The sequence below is a fragment of the Streptomyces sp. GQFP genome, from assembly GCF_021545335.1.
GTDB lineage: Bacteria > Actinomycetota > Actinomycetes > Streptomycetales > Streptomycetaceae > Streptomyces.
Genome location: NZ_CP089312.1, coordinates 7341164 through 7357607, shown reverse-complemented (window position 1 = coordinate 7357607; position 16444 = coordinate 7341164). Strand labels below are relative to the sequence as shown.

At 69.8% G+C, this 16444-nt stretch carries 16 protein-coding genes; all 16 read left to right on the top strand.

Annotation, left to right across the window (positions count from 1 at the left end; translation table 11 throughout):
* Positions 1-43 precede the first annotated feature (43 nt).
* The 16 genes from LUX31_RS33335 (at position 44) to LUX31_RS33265 (ending at position 16443) form a co-directional block, all read left to right on the top strand.
* Positions 44-3091, top strand: a complete 3048-nt coding sequence (locus tag LUX31_RS33335) for a lantibiotic dehydratase (RefSeq protein ID WP_235479026.1) — start codon at positions 44-46, stop codon at positions 3089-3091.
* Complete coding sequence (locus LUX31_RS33330) at positions 3088-4311, top strand: lanthionine synthetase C family protein (protein WP_235479025.1); 1224 nt, start codon at positions 3088-3090, stop codon at positions 4309-4311. Before LUX31_RS33335 ends, LUX31_RS33330 begins: the two co-directional genes overlap by 4 nt.
* The gene (locus tag LUX31_RS33325) at positions 4293-5297 is read left to right on the top strand and encodes a thiopeptide-type bacteriocin biosynthesis protein (protein WP_235479024.1); all 1005 of its coding nucleotides are present in this window, start codon (positions 4293-4295) and stop codon (positions 5295-5297) included. Before LUX31_RS33330 ends, LUX31_RS33325 begins: the two co-directional genes overlap by 19 nt.
* Positions 5294-6469: a hypothetical protein gene (locus LUX31_RS33320; RefSeq protein WP_235479023.1), complete on the top strand. Its 1176-nt coding sequence runs from the start codon at positions 5294-5296 to the stop codon at positions 6467-6469. Before LUX31_RS33325 ends, LUX31_RS33320 begins: the two co-directional genes overlap by 4 nt.
* A gap of 149 nt (positions 6470-6618) precedes the next feature.
* On the top strand, positions 6619-6744 hold the full coding sequence (locus LUX31_RS37585; protein ID WP_268828233.1) for a hypothetical protein: 126 nt from the start codon (positions 6619-6621) through the stop codon (positions 6742-6744).
* Between the two features lie 431 nt (positions 6745-7175).
* Positions 7176-7370, top strand: a complete 195-nt coding sequence (locus tag LUX31_RS33315; protein ID WP_235479022.1) for a hypothetical protein — start codon at positions 7176-7178, stop codon at positions 7368-7370.
* Positions 7371-7577: 207 nt separating this feature from the next.
* Positions 7578-9257 (top strand): sensor histidine kinase, encoded by a 1680-nt coding sequence (locus tag LUX31_RS33310; protein WP_235479021.1) that lies wholly within the window; start codon positions 7578-7580, stop codon positions 9255-9257.
* Between the two features lie 90 nt (positions 9258-9347).
* The gene (locus tag LUX31_RS33305) at positions 9348-9830 is read left to right on the top strand and encodes a roadblock/LC7 domain-containing protein (protein WP_235479020.1); all 483 of its coding nucleotides are present in this window, start codon (positions 9348-9350) and stop codon (positions 9828-9830) included.
* Positions 9817-10197 (top strand): DUF742 domain-containing protein, encoded by a 381-nt coding sequence (locus LUX31_RS33300; RefSeq protein ID WP_235479019.1) that lies wholly within the window; start codon positions 9817-9819, stop codon positions 10195-10197. The genes LUX31_RS33305 and LUX31_RS33300 overlap by 14 nt, the downstream gene beginning before the upstream one ends.
* Positions 10178-10807: a GTP-binding protein gene (locus tag LUX31_RS33295; RefSeq protein WP_235479018.1), complete on the top strand. Its 630-nt coding sequence runs from the start codon at positions 10178-10180 to the stop codon at positions 10805-10807. The genes LUX31_RS33300 and LUX31_RS33295 overlap by 20 nt, the downstream gene beginning before the upstream one ends.
* Positions 10804-11340 carry a GAF domain-containing protein gene (locus tag LUX31_RS33290; RefSeq protein WP_235479017.1) on the top strand — a complete coding sequence of 179 codons (537 nt, stop codon included), beginning with the start codon at positions 10804-10806 and terminating at the stop codon, positions 11338-11340. Before LUX31_RS33295 ends, LUX31_RS33290 begins: the two co-directional genes overlap by 4 nt.
* A gap of 66 nt (positions 11341-11406) precedes the next feature.
* Positions 11407-12603 (top strand): acyl-CoA dehydrogenase family protein, encoded by a 1197-nt coding sequence (locus tag LUX31_RS33285; protein ID WP_235479016.1) that lies wholly within the window; start codon positions 11407-11409, stop codon positions 12601-12603.
* Positions 12604-12751: 148 nt separating this feature from the next.
* On the top strand, positions 12752-13639 hold the full coding sequence (locus tag LUX31_RS33280; RefSeq protein WP_235479015.1) for a hypothetical protein: 888 nt from the start codon (positions 12752-12754) through the stop codon (positions 13637-13639).
* Between the two features lie 67 nt (positions 13640-13706).
* The gene (locus LUX31_RS33275; protein ID WP_235479014.1) at positions 13707-14678 is read left to right on the top strand and encodes a phosphotransferase enzyme family protein; all 972 of its coding nucleotides are present in this window, start codon (positions 13707-13709) and stop codon (positions 14676-14678) included.
* Between the two features lie 179 nt (positions 14679-14857).
* Positions 14858-15058, top strand: coding sequence for a hypothetical protein (locus LUX31_RS33270; RefSeq protein ID WP_235479013.1), 201 nt, complete (start codon positions 14858-14860; stop codon positions 15056-15058).
* Positions 15055-16443, top strand: a complete 1389-nt coding sequence (locus LUX31_RS33265; protein ID WP_235479012.1) for a Scr1 family TA system antitoxin-like transcriptional regulator — start codon at positions 15055-15057, stop codon at positions 16441-16443. The genes LUX31_RS33270 and LUX31_RS33265 overlap by 4 nt, the downstream gene beginning before the upstream one ends.
* Position 16444 lies beyond the last annotated feature (1 nt).

Below are 16444 nucleotides of genomic sequence, written 5' to 3'. Positions count from 1 at the left end.
CGGCTCCACCCATCCGCGCACCCCACAACAGGAAGGGACACCGGTGGCCCACGGAATACCCCTCACGTATCAGTGGCAGCCCGGAATGCTGCTGCGCGCCTCCACCGCTTCACAGCCGATCCCTGTGCCGGACTTTGACCTGCACGGTGACGACGCCGCGATCCGCGGTCGGCGGTGGCTGGACGAGGTATGGCGCGCTCCAGTGCCGACGGCGCTGTCCGCGGCCAGCCCCGTCCTGTGTCAGCGCGTCGCCGAGATCCTGAACGGCGCCGTCACCGACGACCGCCGTATCAGGCGGGCCGTCCGGTCCGTTGCCGCGTACCTCCTGCGGTGGAACCACCGGCCCACCCCGTTCGGGGTATTCGCCGGGGTCGCTCCCGCTGAGCCCGCTCAAGCCGCCCGCATTCTGTGGGGTGAGGGGTACCGGACTGTTCTGCGTCCTGACTCCGACTGGCTGACGGACGTCATCACCCGCCTGGAGAGCCACCCCGCTCTGGTGGCCCGGCTGACGGTCGTGGCCAACAACACCGGCCGCCCCCGCGGCAACCGGCACGTGGTGGACGGGATGCCTGCCGACGCGCACACCTCCGGCTACGCCCCCGTCGAGCTGTCGGTCCGCCTCACCCGGCCCGTGGCCGCCGTGCTGGAGGCTGCCCGCACCCCGGTCCCGTACGAGCTGCTCGTGCACCGTCTGTCCGGGCAGTTCCCCACCGCGCGCCCCGAGCAGCTCGCCGGCCTGATCGGCGACCTACTGAGCAAGCACGTCCTGATCAGCAGTCTGTGGCCCCCAATGACGTCCGTCGACACGCTCGCCCACATATGCGATGAGCTGGAGAAAGCAGACGCCACCGGCATACCCGACATCGCAGAGCTGGCCTCCCACCTCGCTTCGATCCGGGGCGGCTTGAATCACCCGGACACCGTCGCCCCCTGGACGCTCGGCGACCCGCTGACGCAGAGCATGCAGTACGTGAGTGCCACCGGCCGCGTCCCGCTGCTGGTCGACGCCGCACTGGACTGCACCGCCCACATCCCCGAAGCCCTCCTGGCCGAAGCCGCCGAGGCAGCCCAGGTCATGCACCAGCTGTCACCTCATCCGTACGGGTATCCGCAATGGCGCGACTACCACCAGCGGTTCCTCGACCGGTACGGCAACGAGGCCCTCGTGCCCGTACTGGATCTGGTCGCGGATAGCGGCCTCGGCCTGCCCGCGGGCTTCCTGGGGTCCGAGCGCGCCCGCCCGCCATATGAGGTGACCGACCGGGACGAGAAGATCCTGCGCCTGCTCCAGGAGGCGATGCTCGACGGGAGGCGTGAGCTGGTCCTCACCCGGGCCACGATCGCCGACCTGACCGCCCACCACACCGAACCGCTGCTGCCCGTGCCCCGGGCCGAGCTCGCCGTGGAGATCCACGCCCCCACTCTGGAGGCCGTGCAGTGCGGCGACTACCGGCTGCTGGTCACCGGAGCCCCCCGCCCCGGCAGCAGCATGCTCGGCCGGTTCGCGCACCTGCTCCCGCCGTCCGCGCAGAGCGCGCTCACCGACTCGTATGCGACCGCCGGACCCGGCGCCATCGCGGCGCAGCTGTCGTTCGCCCCTCGCCGGCGCCGCAACGAGAACATCACCCGCACCGTGCAGGTCCTGCCCTTCACCATCCCTCTCGGCCAGCACCACGAGCCCGGCCCCGGCGTGATCCCGCTCGACGACCTGGCGGTGACCGCCGATACCCGCCGGTTCCATCTGGTGCGCAGGTCAACGGGGCAGCACGTCGAGCCCCGCGTCACCCACGCGCTGGAAGCGTCCGTCCACACACCGCCGCTCGCCCGGTTCCTGGCGGAGATCACCACCGCCCGCAGCGCCGCCTACCGGGCGTTCACCTTCGGCGTCGCCGCCACCCTGCCCTACCTGCCACGCGTGCGGTACAAGCGGACGATCCTCACGCCTGCCCGTTGGCTGCTGTCCGCCGAGGAACTGCCCGGCCGGTCCGCCCCCATGGCCGACTGGGACAAGGCACTGGCCCGGTGGCGTGAACGGCTCTGCGTCCCCGATCGCCTTGCTCTGGTCGAAGACGGCCAGCAGCTGCCCCTCGACCTCGACCAGCGCATCCACCGGGCGCTGCTGCGCGCCGGCGCGGACCGCAACCGCGTGGTCGAACTGCGCGAAAGCACCACCGCGCAAGACTGGGCGTGGATCGGCCGCCCCCACGAGCTCCTGATCCCTCTGACGAACTCCACCCCCGCCGACCCGCCCCGCCTGACGGAGCCGGCTGCCGCCACCGGGACGCCCAGCCAGCCCACCGTCCTGTATGCCCGGCTGTTCGCGCACCCCCAGCGCTACGACGAAATCCTGACCGGCCACCTGCCCACTCTGCTCGACCAGTTCGCCACCATGCCGCTGTGGTGGTTCAGGCGCCATCGCGACACCACCCGACCGGCCTCCGACCAGCATCTGGATCTGTACCTTCGCCTCCCCGATCCAGCCGCCTTCGGCGCAGCCGCCCAACAGGTCACCGGCTGGGCAGACGCTCTCGGCAGCCAACGTCTGGCGGGCCACCTGGAGTTGACCACCCACCCGCCGAAGTCCGGCCCGTACGGGCATGGCCCCGCTCTGGACGCCGCGCACCTAGTGTTCGCCGCGGACTCGGCCGCCGGCGTGGCCCAGATCCGTGCCGCCGCGGATGACGCCGCCATCGGACAGGCCCTGACCGCCGCGAGCATGTTCGACCTGACGGTGCGGTTCACCGGCGACGCAGATCAGGCGTCGGACTGGCTGACCCGCGCCCTGCCTCAAGAACGCGGCCCTCTCGCCCGGGAGCGCGTCACACTGGCCCTCGCCCTGGCCGATCCCGAGCACACTGCCCTCCAAGCCCTGCCAGGCGGCCCAGCTGTCATCGCGGCCTGGCGGCAGCGCGCCGCCGCCCTGACCGCCTACCGGCAGCAACTGTCCACCGCACGCAACGCCGACAACGTGCTGCTGTCGCTGCTCCACGAGCACTGCGTGCGGGCGCTGCCCGTCGACCCCGAGCACGAACGCGCCACCGGCCGACTCGCCCGAGCCTGCGCCCTGCGACACCGGGAGCGGCAGCCGTGACCACCGCAACCAACCCAGCCGTGCTGGCGGACACCTACGCCCGCCACCTAGCCACCCCCCTCCCGCCGCCTGAAGAGCAGCCTTGGGCGGCGCAGGACCTGGCCGCCGGCGCCGCAGGATCCGCGCTCCTGCACATCGAGCGCGCCCGCACCGGGGACGGCACATGGCAGCAGGCACACCCCTGGATCAAGACCGCCGTCGCCACCCCCGTCAGCGCCGCCGACACCAGCGGCCTGTACCTGGGGGCACCCGCGGCAGCGTTCATGCTCAACTGCGCCGTCACCGCCGAGGCACCCCGGTACCAGAACGCGCTGGCAGTCCTGGACCACCACGTGGCTCAACTCGCCCACCGCAGATGCGACGCAGCGCAAACTCGCATCCGCCACGGCCGTCCAGCCGGCTTCCACGAGTACGACATCTTCTACGGGCTCACCGGCATCGGCGCGTACCTGTTGCGCCGGTCCCCGTCCGGCACCGCGATGGCACGCGTCCTGGCCTACCTCGTACAACTGACCCGCCCCATCCGACACGACGACCTGGGCGGGCTGCCCGGCTGGTGGGTCGATCACCAGCCCGACCTCACCCCATCCACCGTCCCCGCCGGCCACGCCAACTTCGGTGCCGCCCACGGGATCGGCGGCCCCCTACTGCTCCTTGCCCGCGCCCTGCGCCAAGGAGTGAGGATCGACGGCCAGGAAGACGCCGTCGACACCATCCTTCACTGGCTCGACACCTGGCGGCAGGACGGCCCCGCCGGTTCCTGGTGGCCCGAGCACCTCCACCTCGGTGAACTCCGCGCCGGCCGACCCGTTCAACGCGGCCCGGGACGGCCCAGTTGGTGCTACGGCACCCCTGGCATCGCCCGCGCCGGACAGCTCGCCGCCCTCGCCCGCCGCGACACGGCTCGCCAGCACCTGTACGAGGACGCCCTGGTCCACTGCCTGACCGACCCCGATCAGCTATCCAAGATCACCGACGCCGGCCTGTGCCACGGCTGGGCGGGCGTCTACCAGACCACCTTCCGCGCCGCCCGCGACGCCGCAGGCCCGGCTCTGCGCGCCGCCCTGCCCGACCTGGCCGCCGCCCTGACCCAGCACGCCCGTCCCGGCGGCGACCCCGGCCTCCTGCAAGGCGACGCGGGCACCGCCCTCGCCCTGAACACCGCAGCCCACGACGCCGCGCCGACCTCGGGATGGGACGCATGCCTACTGATCGGCTGAACCAACCCTCCCTCCTGGACGCGACCCTGCACGCCGTACTGGACGTCCTGGCCGGCACCGACATGAACACCGCCGCAGCCCGCGCCGGACTCGAGCCCGCCGACTTGGACGCCGCCGTCGCGGTCTACCAGCAGGCCGGGCAACAGGCCCTGGCCCAGCAGGCGGGACCTCCGGCGTGGCGTCAGCTGTACATCCAGTTCACCGACTGGGACAAGGCCGAGCAGACCGCCTCCGACCACCTCGTCCCCGTTCTGGACCTGGCCCAACAGGACGGTCTGATCACCGGGTGGTGGTTCATCCGTAAGCACCCGTGCTGGCGGATGCGGCTGCTCCCGGCCGTCGGGACGCAGCAGCTTCCCCTGGCGCTGGCCGGCCTGCTCGACGAACTCACGGCCGCCGGGCACATCCACCGCTGGTGGCCCGGTATCTACGAGCCCGAAACCGCAGCGTTCGGCGGCGACATCAGCATGACCATCGCCCACACCCTGTTCCACGCCGACAGCCACGCCATCCTCACCACCGGCCATGGCGAGCTGGGCCGCCGGGAGTTGTCACTGCTGCTGTGCGCGACCCTGATGCGCGCCGCCGGACTGGAGTGGTACGAGCAAGGAGACGTCTGGCACCGCGTCACCCGGGAACGTCCTCTTCCCTCAGACGTTCCGGCCGCCAAAGTCCACGCCATGGCCGACAGCCTCCGACAGCTACTCCTCGCTGACACCAGCCCCGCTGGCCCCATGCTCCAGTCCGACCGCGCTCTCAAACCCGCCGCCGACTGGGTGAGCGCGTTTCGGCAGGCCGGAAGAGACCTCGGCACAGCCGCCCGGGACGGAGTCCTCGACCGGGGCCTGCGCGAGGTCCTCTCCTACCACGTGATCTTCCACTGGAACCGGCTCGGCCTGCCCGCCCGTACCCAGAGCGTTCTCGCTCACGCGGCACATACCGCGATCCTGCATCCCGTTGACCCCACGGAAAGGCCGATGCCGTGACCGCGCCGCCACAGCCCCCATTGGAAAGGCTCCGCCGGCTCTCCGGGCGCTTCCCCCTGGTCAGCCGATCCCACCTCGTCTACCGCAACTTCGCCGCCCGGATCGACGAAGTCCGCACCTGCGGGGAGAAGTCGGCGCAGGACGGACCCCTCCTCGACCGGATCAACCTCGCCTGCGCCACCTGGAACCTGTCCGCGCTGATCGCCTCCGACTGCGGGCTGACCGACCTGGCGACAGACCTCTGCCTTCGTCAGCTCCGTCTCTTCCAGGCCGCATGGCCCGTCACCGGGGACACCGCCATCGCCAGCCTCCAGCCCATCGTCAACCTCGTACGACTGACCGCCCGAACGGGCGACCCACAGGCCGCCCATCAGCAGCTCATGAGCGTGCACCGCGCCGCACACGATGGCGGTACCGTGACCGTCCACGGACAATCCATCGGCCTCACGGGCTTCACCACCGAAGCCACCTTGAACCACATCCGGCCCTGGCTCCACGACCTCCTGCTGGACGACGGAACCCGGCTCCTGGTCGCCGCCGGCCAATGGCGTCAAGCGGCAGAGCACGCGACCGTCTACGACAAGGAACCCGAGCGGCTGTACGGCAGCAGGCAAGCACACGTCGTGGCGAGCCTGCACACGGACGCACAGGACACGGCCAATTCCCTGATCGACAAGGCCACGATCACCGAACCATGGGAGGAAGCCGTCGCGCAGATCCTCCGCCACTACGCCGACCACCTGGCGGGCCGCGCCACAGCAAAAGGGTTCGCCGCCACGGCAATCGCCGTGCGGGATGCGCTGGAGCCTGACCCGCCACACTTGCGCATGTTCCGGGTGCGGCTGGTCCTGGCGGCGATCGATCTGGCGCCGGAAGGCTGCGAAGTCCTCGCACGCCCGCTGTACGACGCGATCGTCAGCGACACCACGCAGGCGCGGGACGCGTACGCAGCACGCGAAATCCTCCGCCACCCCGCTCCACCGGCTGGCGGGTGGTCACGCCGCGAGCTGGAGGCGATCGTCCACGACGGCTGCCTCGGCCGCGGCTCCCTGCCGGAATCGGTGCTGTCCACGATGTTGCGGGCTGTCGGCACGGCTGGGGCGAGCCTCGCTCAGTGCCTCACTGAGGGGGGAGGTGTATCGCCGCATGCGAGACGGCCAGGCGTCAGCTGATGCAACGACCACCGATGCTTTGGGGGCGACAATGACTCCTTGGCCTACCTCACGAAGAGGGAAGAGGACGAGCACGGCACGTTCTGGCAGATCGGCGTCAGGGGCCACGGCCCGCGCGCCGCCGAACTTGCCGACGAGGTCGCCGCCACTTGCCCGAACCCACTTTCCGCATGGCCGTCGGTGCCGCCCGCAACCGACTCACAGCCTCCGAGTCACGCTTCGTCATGGACAAGCCCGACAGCCGCCTCGTCGTCGACTGGCCCCTCAGGAGTTGAGCCGACGATGCCGTCACAACAATGGAGAGATTCTCAGCCCGGTTGACCCGCATCACCGATGCATGCAGAGCAGCGGTATTTCCTGATCTGGATGCCAACACCCTTGTGCACCACGTATTTTTCACAGGCTTATGACCTGAGAGCATCGATTACTTCCCTGGTTTACCTGTAAAATCAACGCAGGCCGGAAACGGTCACCCGGGCGTCGCGGACAAGACGCTAAGACGACAAGTCTGCGCACCCGGAGGACACCGTGCCCGCCCTGTTTCCCGCCTTAGCCGGCGTAACGGCCTATCGCGGCCGTGCCTGGATCATCGAGGCCACCAGTTGCGCAGGCGCCCCAACTCCCGCGGACTCGCCGGTCATCGCCGCTCAACTGATCGGCCACGTGCGGTTTCTCGGGAACATACCCCCAGCAGAGACTCGCTTTCGTGAGCATCACCCTCTCCTTGGTCCTTGTGCTGGCCGTGGTGGTGTGGCTGCTGATCAGCAAAGGCGGCCTCAAGGCCAGCCATGCCGCAGCAGCCGTACTCCTCGGTTTCCATCTCCACGACATCTCGCTCGCACCGTCCATCAGCAGTGTTGTGGCGAGCGTGGCCGAGACGGTCAGCAGGGTCCGCATATAGACCGGCCGCCGGGGCACCCCCGTGCGCCCGGACCGTACGCTGCCTCCCCCGTCGGCCGCGGTCCGGTGCGCGTGCCCCGGCGGCCACGCCCACCCGAGTCCCGGCATGGCCGCCACTGTTTGCGCACCTTGTGCCGGTGCGCTGCTCGCCCGGTCCCGGCCGGCCTTTCCGTCCTCCCTGTCAGGACCACGTTCCGCGAGGTCGCCAATGTCTGATCTGTCATGCCCGCGCCCACATGGTCACCGGCGTGGCCAGCGACGGCGTGCGCGCGATGCCGAACCGCTGCGCACCGAGAGGGGACTGCGCCTGCGGCTGCGGCTTCTGGTGCTCGTGCCCGCTCTCCTGGTCTCGGCGATCTTGTGCACGGCGGCTGCCGTCAGTACGACGGTCCGCGTCCCTGGGGATGGCTGGATCATCGCAGCGGTGGTGGCAGCCACTGGTCTCGCCGTGCTGATGTGCGCGGACTGGCTGGCGGTTCGCATGGCGGCTGCGCTGCACCAGCAGCGCAGCGAGGACAGCGATTCCGTACACGGCTGGCTGCGGCATTTCCAGTCCGGTGTGAACGAGGGACGCAAGAGCATCAGCGATGCTCTGGAGCAGATCAACCGGGGCGAGCGGCCTTCCCCTCCCGACTTCGGTACGCCACAGGGGAACTCCGACAGCAACCCGTGGAGCGAAACCGAGGCCGCGCTGCTCCGGCTGCACGCCGAAGCGTGGCGGGCGGTGGCGAACGGGCGGCAGACGGAACTGACACAAGCGCTCGTCTACCTCGCCGGGGGCATGACCCTGCTGCTCGTACGGGCGTTGGGCACCGTGTCTGAGCTGACGAAGCAGGTCCAGGACCCGGACGTGCTGTACAGCGTGTTCGAGGTCAACAATCTCCTCAAGCGGATGCGGCGGTCGGCGGGACGGCTGGCGGTTCTGGGCGGTGTGAAGGCACGCCAGCTCAACCAGCCAACCGGGCTGGTGGATCTGCTACGCGGCGCGGCGGGGGAAATCGAGAAGTACCGCCGGGTCCGCATGCACACATCCACTCTGGATGTGCAGATACCGGGCTTCGCCGCACCCGATCTGATCCACTTGCTGGCCGAACTGGAGGAGAACGCGACACTCTGTTCGCCGCCGGACAGCCAGGTCATCGTGCGCGCGACGCGGGTCACCGCGGGTCTGGCCGTAGAGATCGAGGACCGCGGCATCGGCATGGCCGAGGGCGAGATCGACCGCCGTAACCGGATGCTGGCCGATCCCCAGGACTCGGACCTGGCCGAGCAACTCGCCCTGCGCCAGACCGGCCTGCTCGTGGTGGCCAAACTCGCCCGCCGGTACGGCATCCAGGTGAAGCTGCAGAAGAACCTCATGCACGGCACCACGGCGCTCGTGGTGGTGCCGAACAAACTCCTGCTCTGGCGGGACAAACCGGCGGCCCCCTCGGGGGCTCAACCTGGCGCACACGGTGGCGCCGCACCGGGCCCGGCAGCGCAATTCGCGGCCCGCCCCGTCCTCCAGCCGGCCGGAGGCCCCCGGCCCAGCCCCCCGGCCCAGGTCCCGGTTGCGGCCCAGGTCCCGGCGGGGATGGCGGCATTGCCCTCCCGCGCTGGGCGGCGTGCCCCGGCGCAACAACCCCTCGCTGTGGCAGCAGCCGCGGCGATGTCTTCGGAGGGCGCACCGCACGACGCTCGACCCAGGTTGCCGCAGCGGACACCGCAGGCAACCGTCCGTGAACCCGAGGCTTCTGCTGTGCCGGATGCCGCCCCGGCCCCGACAGTGCCGCCGGATCCGGCCTTCGTCAGCAACTTCGCCCAGGGCGTGCTTCGTGCGGAGCAGGCCCACGGGGCCGGCCTGCCCAACCGGCCCGCGGCACGGCCCTCCGATGGGAGCGCGGGCTAGCCGCTTGCAGCCGCGTCCCGTCCACATCCTTTGTGCCCGGATTCGTACCTGGGTACCGACCGTACAGCGTACGGAGATTCGGAGAATTCGATGACCACCGACTCGACGGCAGTCCAGCCGGAAGAGGTCCTGGTCCTGGACCAGGCTCTCAAGGACCTGGCGGGGCTGCCCGAAGTGAACGGAGCCTTGCTCGCCTCGCAGGACGGCCTGAGACTGGCCCACGCGGGACCGGCGATGGACGGCACCCTGGCGGACCGTCTGGCCGCAGTGATCAACGGCATGTACTCCATCGCCCACGGGATCGACGACGGCAAGGGCGCGGTCGAACAGGTCCTCATCAGGAAGAGCAGCTGGCTCCTGTTCATCATGAGCGCCGGATACCCGCCGGCCGCGGTGGCGGTGAACGCCGGACGTGATCCGGCCAAGGTGCAGAGCGTGTTGGGTGTACTGACCACCACGAAAGCGGACGAGGGCGCCGTCGGTTTCGCCATGGTCGACCTGATCAACCGGATGGGCGAGCTGCTGGCCACACCAGCACGTGCGGGTGGGGACTCTTCCGGTGACGGCCAGTGAGATGGCGGCCACAGGCGGCCCGGCCTGGACCGTCGAGGACACCGAGGCCCCCAGCCACTACGTCCTGACCGGCGGCCAGACCAGGCCCACGCACGACCTGCAGATCCAGACGCTGCTGTGGGCCGAGGGAGAACCGCCGCCCGGCCAGCCGCGGGAAGCCGAGCAGGCCGTGGCGTTGTGCCGGGGACGGCCCCTGGCCGTCGCCGAGATCGGAGCCCTGATCGGGCTGCCCTTCCAGATCACCAGGATCCTCATGTCCCGACTGATCGACATCGGCGCACTGAACACCATGAGCGCCACGGACTCCGCTGCCCTTCCCGACGTTGCTCTCCTGAAGGCCCTTCGCGATGCACTCCACACGCTCTGATCCCGGGCTGTCACGCCTGTTCGCCGGTGCGACGCCCACCTCCACCAAGATCGTCGTCGCCGGCGGGTTCGGGGTCGGCAAAACCACGTTTGTGGGCGCCGTCTCCGAGATCACCCCGCTGCGTACCGAGGCCGTGATCACCACAGCCTCAGAGGGCGTGGACGACCTCACGCTGCTGTTCGACAAGACGGCGACCACTGTCGGCATGGATTTCGGCCGGATCACGCTCCCGCAGCTGAACACCATCCTGATGCTGTTCGGCACACCGGGGCAGACCCGGTTCTGGTTCATGTGGGACGAGCTCACGCGAGGAGCCCTCGCCGCGGTTGTCCTCGTCGACACCCGCCGCCTCGACGAAAGCTTTCCCGCGGTCGACTACTTCGAGCGGCTCGGTCTGCCCTTCCTGGTCGCCGTGAACGTGTTCGACGACGCCAGCCACTACGACCCCGCCGAAGTCTCAGCAGCCCTGGCGCTGGCGGCCACGGTTCCGGTCGTGCTGTGCGATGCCCGCAAGAGAGCGGATGCCGCTTACGTCCTGGGCCGTCTCGTCGACCACGTGCTCAACCTCTCGGATGTCTCTGCCCACCTTCTGCAAGGAGCACCGCTGTGAATCCCCACGCTCCGTCAGGTCTCCTGACTGCCACCGGTCACGACGTTGACTGGCAGAGCCAACTGCCCGACCACTTCGACCCTGCGGCTCCGCCCGTGGGCGCGTTCGACGCCTTCGCCCAGCAGGTCGCCCGCGCGGCCGGCACCCCGTACGCCATGCTCAACTGGGTCGGCAGCGAGCAGTTCTTCATCGGCCTGGCCAACCCCACCGGAGGCGAGCTGCCCGTGGTGGGCCGCTCCATGCCGCTGACCCACGGCTTCTGCCCGCACGTCGTCCAGCGCCGAGGCTCACTCGTCCTGACCGACGTCCTCGACTACGACGACTTCGCCGGCAACCCGGTCGTCGACGAGATCGGCGTCCGCGTATACATAGGGGCCCCTCTCATCGACGAGCGCACCAACCACGTCTTGGGCACAATCTGCGGGGTCGGCACCGAGCCGCGACAGCGCTCGGAAGGCCGCGCGCTATGGAACACCATCGATCACCAGCGCGATCTCTTCATGGCCGACTTCTACCGGCGTACCAGCGCGTAGCACCGCCGCATTTCGCCAGGGCCGCACCGCAGTGGCCAGCCACGCAGGCAGAAGGGGAGTTTCACGATGCCCGCCACGAGCCCGTACCTGACTGACGATCACCACAGCCTCCGGGAACAGGTCAAGAGCATCGCGGACACCGAGATCGCCCCCCGTGTCCCGGACATGGAATCCCGGGGCCCGCACACCGACCGTGAGCTGCGACCGATCCTGGGTCAGTGGCTCGGCCTGCTCATCGGCTCGGAGTGGGGCGGCAAGGACGCAGGACACCTCGCAAAGACCGTCGCGGTAACGGAGGTGTCGCGCGTCAGCGGGGCCGCCGGAGCCATCCTCCAGGCGTCGATCCTCGGGTCCGCGCCGGTCATCGAGTACGGCAGCGCCGAAATGCGGCGAAGATGGCTGCCCGCCATCGCCGACGGCAGCGTCTGGCCGAGCATCGCCGTCACGGAGGCCCGCCACGGCAGTCACCTGCTGGACATGGACACCACCGCCCGGCTCGACGGCGGGGACCTCGTGATCGACGGTGCGAAGGAATTCATCGGCAACGCCGACCTCGCGGACATCCACTGCGTCGTGGTCCGGACAGGCGAGCGCGGCACCAAACGCGGCCTGACCGCGGTCCTGGTGGAGGCCGACAGGAACGGCGTCGACATCGTCCGCCAACCCGCCAGCGGTCTGTACGGATTCTCCGTCGACCGCCTCCGCCTCGACGGCGTCCGCGTCCCGGAGGCCAACATCATCGGTGAGGTCGGCGACGGCCAGGACGTCGCTCTGATGGCATCGGTGGTCTACGGCCGGCTCAACCTCGCGGCCGTCGCGCTGGGCATCCACCAGCAGGCCCTGGACGTGACCATCACATGGGTCTCGGAGGAACGCGAGCGCTACAACGGCCACTTGGCCGACGTGAAGATGGTGCGCCGCCGCCTGGCGAAGATGTCCTTCCGACTGATGCAGGCCGAACTCGCCGCCTATCACGCCGCTTATCTCCTGGACCACGGGGAGCCGTGCGACCGATGGCTGTACAACGCCAAGCTCGTGAACAACCGTCACGGCGTTGCCTCCGCCGAGGACGCCAAGCAACTGCACGGCGGTCACGCCACACGGATCGGCAACCCGTGCGAGCGGATCCTGCGCGACATCCAGCTCATCAACGCCCCCGCAGGACCGGACGACATCCAGCTCAAGTACATCGCCGACGACCTGCTCTCCCCCGCCCGGCATCAGTGGTCCGCACAGCACGCCTCCCGCCGCCGCGCCGCCTGACCCTCCCGTCGTTCCCCGAGACCGAGCCAAGACGGGCCGAATCGCGCCTCCGTGCCAGCCGCGAACCGGCGTGTCCGGCCGCCTCGATCCCGAAAGTGCCGGACAGCGGTCTGGCCCAGACCGGTATGTCCGTCAAGCCACAAGGACCATGACAGTGCGTCGGATCACGATCGTCACCTGCGACTTCGAGCCCAGCGGCAACGGCGATCACTCCATGTGGTCGGCCATACACCGACAGCCTGCCGTGCTGCACCCGGCGATGCGGTGCAGACAGGAGAACGTCGGTCATGCCCGCACCGGCCGCAGATCCACCCTCTTCGGCGAGTCGAAGCACATCCGGCGTCGGCCGCGGTCCATCGAAAGGATTTCCCCCGTGAGCACCCGGCTTGCCCGCCCGCCCGCAACGCTTCTGCCCCTGACTCCTCTACAGCTGCGGATCGTGCGGAAGATCGCGTACGGCGCGGCCACGACCGCGATCGCCTCCGAACTGTCGCTCACCATCGGCTCGGTCAACGTGCAGGTGACCCTGTGCGGGCGCAAGCTCGGCGCGAGCGGCCGGGCCGCCGTCGTCCACGCCACCTTCGCCACCCACCAACTCCCGTGCCCGGAACGGGCCGCCGCCCCCGGGGAGTTCTCGGACCAGCACATCGAGGCATGGCGCATGCTCGCCATCGGCGCACCATCCAGGGTCTATGCGCAGCGCGTCCGCACCAGCCGAGGCGAGGCCCTGCGGCGGGTCACGGCGCTGCGCAAGTTCGTCGGCGCCGTCAATGCACCGCACCTGGTCACCCTCGGCTGGGCGCACGGCCAGCTCGATGACTCCCTCACCAAGATGGCCACCGGTCACCTCCTTTGTACCCCGGTACATGCCGGGGCGGGACGGCGCCAGGGGAGAGGAGTGCCGTCGGCAGAACATGTGACCCGTACTCCACCGCCCCGGCAGCACCAGCATGTTGCCATCGGTCCGGATCAGACCGCAGGCGCCCCGTACCGGCTGGTTCCTGTTCGCACGGGCACGGGTGAGCTGGATGGATAACACGGAATGGAGTCGTGGGCTGACGGCTGACGTCTTGGAAGAGCAGTACGGACTCACCGTCGTATCAATGCAGATCACCAAGTTGAGCAGGAAAGGGGCCAACCGGCACGTCGTCACCGACGAGGGAAAGCGGCTGTTCGTCAAGGAGTATCACTCCACCACCGGCCGGGACCCCGCACGCGTCGCGCTCGACACATCCCAGCACTGCCGGGCCGCGGGGCTTCCCGTCCCCCTCGTACGGCCCGACAAGGACAACTGCCTCATGACGGTCGCGCGGGGCAGCGCCTGGAGCGTGACCGACGAAGCACCCGGCCGCGTGTCCACCTCGGCGATGACGCGCCCCCTCGCCGAGCACACCGGAACCGTACTCGGGCGCATGCACCGGGTCCTGACCGCCTACCCGCCGCCCGAACACGTCCAGCCCAGCCCCTGGCGCACCGAACCAACCGAAAACGCGCACGCCCAGTGCGCCACCGTGCTGAGCAACGCCGTCCGCCACCAGTGGACACACGACGGACAACTGCACGCCGACCTCGACCAGCGCCGCGATGACCTCGACCGCCACGTCCTGCGGCTCCGCCGGCAGTTACCCGACGCCCTGGTGGAACAGGCACTGCACGCCGACGCGGGACGCACCAGCCAACTGGTCCTCGCCGACCAGGTCACCGGCATCATCGGCTTCCGAGGCGCCCGGGGCGCCACCGCCTGGGAACTGGCGCGCGTGGCATTCGACCCGCGCACCGTCTCCACCAGTCCCGACTGGATCGCCTGCGCGCTGACCCTGCTCGACGCATACCACCTCGCCAACCCCGCCCTCCCCCTTCCCGACTTACAGGCGTGCGCCCGAATCGCCCTGCTGGACCTGCTCTTCGACTTCGAGGGTGCCCCGACCGCCGCGTACAACCAGTGCGAGCTGGAGCAGGCCATCCAGCAGCGGGAGTGGAGCGAGCGCCAGACCACCATCCGGCGTCTGCTGGAACACCTTGACGACCTCGACGACGCCCTCGACGAATTCGGAGCGGAAACGGGCGGGCCATGACGAGCCCGCCCGCCGCACACGCCCAGCTCCCCCACCATCCGCAACTCATCGACAAGTGGGACGACTTGGCCGCAACACGATCGGCCCGCACCATGTATGTACGGCCCAGCCTCCCTACACCAGCCTCCTCCTCAGCGGCTCACGGACCACGCCCCGGCCCTGGCCGGAGCCGGGCCGCGATGACGATCCGTACGGGCACGTCACCCGCCGGCGAGCACCCCGCGCCCGAAGAAAGCATGCGGGGCGAGGAACCGCGGTTCGTCATCCCGGGTGATCGCCGGATCCTGGCCGCCCAGAGAGCCGCCGGCCGGGTCATGGCCCACCGCCGGTCCCAGCTGATCCGCCGCTCTGTCCGCCGTCCGATTCAGGCCCTCGTATGACCGGCCGCCCGGAGAGCCGCCCTGCCTTCAGCCTCTCCTTCGACCCCCGTGCCCTGACAGACCTGCTCCAGGCCCCAGGGGACATCCGCGACCTCGCCCTCGCCCAGCTCCAGGACGTCGTCAACGCCCGCCTGTTCGGCATCGGCCTCACCGGTGAACTCACGGGCTACCGCAAGCTGTACGTCGATCACCGGCAGGCGTGGCGCACCGTCTACATTCAGCGCCCGACACCCGCGAACCTCACACACCGTGCCGAAATCCACGTCGTCGCCGTACGCCCGCGCGACCAACAGGACGTGTACAACGCCGCCCGCGCCCGCCTCGGCATCCCCCAGCCTCCGGCGGAAAAACAGCCTCCCCCTGCACACACCCGGCCCGCGCGGCTGGACACACATCGCCCGATCCCCAAACCTGCCCCGCCACTGCGCCCCGTGCCCGTCCACCCCCACCCCGGTCCGGATAAGATCACCCGCCCCGCCGCACCTACGCTCCCCGCCCTCGGTCCACGGCCCGAAATGTGTCCCCCATCGCCTGGCACAGCTCGTGACCAGCCCCGTTCGTCAACACCGATTCCGCCCTCTGGCGACGGCGAAACCGGCGCACACCGCGAACGGCGCTACCGAGACCCGGCTGCCTCCACCGCAGCTGTCGCGACCGGTGCCGACGCGGGGTACATGAGCGGCGCGAACCAACTCCCTTACCCACGGCGCCCTGAGACCGAAGACATCGTCGGCACCAACGCCTCCCCACGCACCGACGCCGACCAGGTCGTCCGGGTCACGAGAGGACAGTCCACGGCGCCCCGCGCTGAGCCGCCCGCCCCGGCCCCACCTCCGACCAGACCGCGCCGGGTCCGGCGCCCGCCCACCACACCGAGCGCGTCCTGGCAGACAGCACGCCACATCCAGATCTACGCCTCCACCCTCGTCCCCGGCCCCTTACAGGTCTGTGGATACCGGGAAGCGGTCCGCAGCTGTCCGTGGGCCCGCGAAGGCGGCCACGACGAAGCCGACCTGCCGGGCGGCGTGAAGGCGACAGTCCTCCTCGAAGAGGGAGCCCTCCATCACCAGGTCGGCTCGCCCGATGTCATGTCCGCCCAGATCACCCACCTGATGGCACTCCTGACCCCCGGCACGGACCTGTCGCTCGGGCTAATTCCCCTCAGCGCCGCCCGCACACCGGCCGAACTCCCCCTGGAACCCTTCGCGATCCTCGACGACCACGACGTCGTCCTGCCCCTCACCACCGTGCCCATCGTTCTCGAACAACACGCCCAGACCTTCCGCTACAAGGCGGCCTTCGCCCAACTGCACCGCCTCGCCCTCACCGGAGCCACCGTCCACCACCACCTCTCCCGCCTCGTGAACAGCCCTGTACCCGCCTGAT

Coding starts and splice junctions, on each gene's coding strand:
- LUX31_RS33325 (WP_235479024.1), top strand. CDS start 4,293: ATGCCTACTGATCGGCTGAACCAACCCTCCCTCCTGGACGCGACCCTG.
- LUX31_RS33310 (WP_235479021.1), top strand. CDS start 7,578: ATGTCTGATCTGTCATGCCCGCGCCCACATGGTCACCGGCGTGGCCAG.
- LUX31_RS33305 (WP_235479020.1), top strand. CDS start 9,348: ATGACCACCGACTCGACGGCAGTCCAGCCGGAAGAGGTCCTGGTCCTG.
- LUX31_RS33295 (WP_235479018.1), top strand. CDS start 10,178: ATGCACTCCACACGCTCTGATCCCGGGCTGTCACGCCTGTTCGCCGGT.
- LUX31_RS33285 (WP_235479016.1), top strand. CDS start 11,407: ATGCCCGCCACGAGCCCGTACCTGACTGACGATCACCACAGCCTCCGG.
- LUX31_RS33280 (WP_235479015.1), top strand. CDS start 12,752: ATGACAGTGCGTCGGATCACGATCGTCACCTGCGACTTCGAGCCCAGC.
- LUX31_RS33275 (WP_235479014.1), top strand. CDS start 13,707: ATGCAGATCACCAAGTTGAGCAGGAAAGGGGCCAACCGGCACGTCGTC.
- LUX31_RS33270 (WP_235479013.1), top strand. CDS start 14,858: ATGACGATCCGTACGGGCACGTCACCCGCCGGCGAGCACCCCGCGCCC.
- LUX31_RS33265 (WP_235479012.1), top strand. CDS start 15,055: ATGACCGGCCGCCCGGAGAGCCGCCCTGCCTTCAGCCTCTCCTTCGAC.